Annotated in this window: 2 protein-coding genes, 1 pseudogene and 1 riboswitch; of the genes and pseudogenes, 2 read left to right on the top strand and 1 reads right to left on the bottom strand. The window is 70.8% G+C overall.

Annotation, left to right across the window (positions count from 1 at the left end):
• Positions 1 to 175: cytidine/deoxycytidylate deaminase family protein (locus ACYVE9_RS19165; RefSeq protein ID WP_461029111.1), on the bottom strand; the 175-nt coding region annotated here is incomplete at its 3' end.
• A 153-nt stretch (positions 176 to 328) separates the two neighbouring features.
• A riboswitch (FMN riboswitch) is annotated at positions 329 to 459 on the bottom strand.
• 351 nt (positions 460 to 810) lie between these two features.
• Between ACYVE9_RS19165 and ACYVE9_RS19160 the strand changes: the two genes are divergently transcribed.
• A complete protein-coding gene (locus tag ACYVE9_RS19160; RefSeq protein ID WP_461029110.1) occupies positions 811 to 3,201 on the top strand; it encodes a chitinase C-terminal domain-containing protein in 2,391 nt (796 codons plus the stop codon).
• 172 nt (positions 3,202 to 3,373) lie between these two features.
• Positions 3,374 to 3,583: pseudogene (locus ACYVE9_RS19155) on the top strand (MFS transporter); the annotation flags it as partial.

The raw sequence follows: 3,583 nt of genomic DNA, 5'->3' as shown, positions 1-3,583 counted from the left end.
CGTGCGGGCCGCCGGCCCGCTTGTGCCAGCCCTCGCCGACGGTGCGTCCCGAGCTGTCGAGGACGACGCAGCCGACGACCGGGTTGGGACTGGTGAGGCCCAGCCCCCGCGAGGCCAGGGCGACGGCGCGACGCATGGCGTCGTACTCGCGGTGCGCAGTGGCGGAATCGGCCACCGGGTCCTCCTGCCTCTTCGGGCACGGACTCCGGGGCGTTACGGGACATGAGCGGACGTCGACATCGGCACCGATCGCCACGGTCCGGTCGCGGCACCCCCACTGGAGGGACCCCTGGCCGGCGCCGGCGCACGATGCACCGTTCCACGCCCGCCGCGCACTGCCTCCCATCCGGACTTTAACCGTCGGTCCAGGAGTTTCACCTGGTCAACCGACCGCTGGAGGCGGCCGGGTCGCGGACTGTAACCGCCGGTTCGGACTTTCACCGACCCCGGAGTGCGCTGACGTCACTGATACGCGTCCCAGTCTGCCACGCCAACCGGGGTTGCGAACACCCGGCCGCTGTGGAGTCACTCACAGCGACAGCCGGACGGACGGTCGGGAACGTGTCGGCGGTGGCCGTACTGCCGTTGCCGGCACGGGTGTTCACGCAAAGGTCCGTACCTATTGACTGGGTGGTCTAGTCCACTTAATGTCACCTCAACCTCCGCGGAGGACACCCGAGGCCGTGCGCACGACCCGGGCCGCACCACCCGTCCCCACTCGCCCCACGCCCCGCACAGAGCGCACCCCCACCACCGCGCGCCCACTCCCCCACCCCCTGTTTTCCCCTGCCGTCTACAGGAGGCCCCACCGTGTTGCCCCGAACCCGCGCGAGAGCCGCGCTCGCGACCGTCGGCACCGCCGTCGCCGCGCTGCTGCTCGGCTCGCTCTCCGCACCGTCCGCCCAGGCCGGCGACCACGAGTCCTGCCGCCCCGACGGGCTCTACGCCACTCCGGGCGTGGACGTCCCCTACTGCACCGTCTACGACAGCGCCGGCCGGGAGAAGATGGGCGCCGACCACCAGCGCCGCGTCATCGGCTACTTCACCAGCTGGCGCACCGGCAAGGACGGCCGCGACGCCTACCTCGCCTCCGACATCCCGTGGGACAAGGTCACCCACCTCAACTACGCCTTCGCGCACGTCGACAGCTCCCACAAGCTCTCGGTCGGCGCCGACAGCCCCGACAACCCGGCCACCGGCATGACCTGGCCGGGCGTCGAGGGCTCCGAGATGGACCCGTCGCTGCCCTACAAGGGCCACTTCAACCAGCTGACCAAGTTCAAGAAGCAGCACCCCGACGTCAAGACACTGGTGTCGGTGGGCGGTTGGGCCGAGACCGGCGGCTACTTCGACGCCGACGGCGAACGCGTCGACTCCGGCGGCTTCTACTCGACGGCCACCAACGCCGACGGTTCGGTCAACCAGGCCGCCATCAACACCTTCGCCGACTCCGCGGTGGACTTCGTCCGCACCTACGGCTTCAACGGCGTGGACATCGACTACGAGTACGCGACGTCGATGAAGGACGCCGGCAACCCGCTGGACTGGAACGTGGCCAACCCGCGCCGGGCCGGCCTCAACGCGGGTTACGCCGCGCTGATGAAGACCCTGCGCGAGAAGCTCGACCGGGCCGGCGCCGACGACGGCAAGCACTACCTGCTGACCGTGGCCGCGCCCTCCTCCGGCTACCTGCTGCGCGGCATGGAGACGTACGAGACGGCCAAGTACCTCGACTACGTCAACATCATGTCCTACGACCTGCACGGTGCCTGGAACGAGCACGTCGGTCCGAACGCCTCGCTGTACGACGACGGCAAGGACAGCGAACTGGCGGGCGCGGGGGTGTACACCACCTCCCAGTACGGCGGCGTGGGCTACCTCAACACCGACTGGGCGTACCACTACTTCCGCGGCTCGATGCCGGCCGGCCGCATCAACATCGGCCTGCCCTACTACACACGCGGCTGGAAGAACGTCCAGGGCGGCACCGACGGGCTGTGGGGCAAGGCGCCCTCGACGACCTGCCCGGCCGGAGCGGGCCTCACCAAGTGCGGGGACGGCGCCACCGGCATCGACAACCTCTGGCACGACCTGGACACCGCGGGCAAGGAGTCGCCCGCCGGCTCCAACCCGATGTGGCACGCCAAGAACCTGGAGAAGGGCATCGTCGGGGACTACGTCACCCAGTACGGATTCCCCGCCGGCACCGACCTCACCGGCTCCTACACCCGCAAGTACGACAGCACGCTGACCGCTCCCTGGCTGTGGAACGCGCAGAAGAAGGTCTTCCTCTCCACCGAGGACGAGCAGTCCGTCAAGGCCAAGGCCGACTACGTGGTCGACAAGGGCATCGGCGGCACCATGGTGTGGGAACTGGCCGGCGACTACGACTGGAACGCCGACAAGGGCCAGTACGAGACGGGCGACACGCTCACCACCGCCATGTACGAGGCCTTCAAGTCGGCCTCCCCCTACGGCGCGACCCGGGCCAACAGCGAGATGCCGGCGGAGACCATCAACGTGGACGCCCGCTTCACCGACTTCCCGCTGGGTGACTCCAACTTCCCCATCAGCCCCAAGCTGAGGATCACCAACAACTCCACCACCACACTGCCCGGCGGCACCGAGTTCCAGTTCGACTACGCCACCTCGGCCCCGGGCAACGCCAAGGACCAGTCCGGCTTCAACACGACCATCGTGCGCAGCGACCACACCGCGGCCGACAACGTCGGCGGGCTGCGCGGCGACTACCACCGGGTGTCGCTGAAGCTGCCGGCCTGGCAGTCGCTGGCGCCCGGCGCCTCGGTGAGTCTGGACTTCGTGTACTACCTGCCGACGTCCACCCCGTCCAACTGGACGGTGCACGTGGACGGCAAGCGGTACGGCATCCCCGGCGACCACGCCCGCGGCACCACCCCGGGTGAGCCCGGCGGCGGGACCGGCGGGACCGGGGGCGACTCGGGTGGCACCGGCGGAGACAGCGGTGGGACCGGCGGTGACACGGGCGGTGACAGCGGCGGCAGCTCGGGAGGCTCCGGCGGTGAGTGCGCCGAGGACCCGTGGGGCCGGACGGACGTGTACAACACCGGCGACACGGTCTCCTGGGAAGACCACAACTGGAAGGCGAAGTGGTGGACGCAGGGCGACGAGCCCGGCACCACCGGCCAGTGGGGGGTGTGGGAGGACCTCGGAGCCTGCTGAGCACGGCCGGTGCCCCTGAACCGGGCGCCGCAGACAGCATGAACGGTGGGGAGTCGCCCGCGCCTCGGCGCGGACCGGCTCCCCACCGGGCGTCGGGTCGGCCTCCCGTGGCAGGCTGCTCGACAGCGGTCCGGGGAGAGCCCCCGACCGGAGGCGACCCGGGGGCGCGACCATGGGTGAGAGCGACGCGGGCGCGGTGCGCCGCGCCCGGTGGGCGATCGGTGCGGTGTTCGCCGTGCACGGCACGGCCAGCGGCAGCTGGGCCACCCGCATCCCGTGGGTGCGGGAGCAACTGGACCTGGGGCCTGGCGCGCTCGGCCTCGCACTGGCCTGCGCCACGCTCGGCGCAGCCGCGGCGATGCCGCTCGCCGCCCTGCTCGCG

The organism is Streptomyces sparsus, assembly GCF_054776295.1.
Note: the sequence above shows the minus strand (reverse complement) of the source record. Positions and strands in the feature narration are given on the sequence as shown.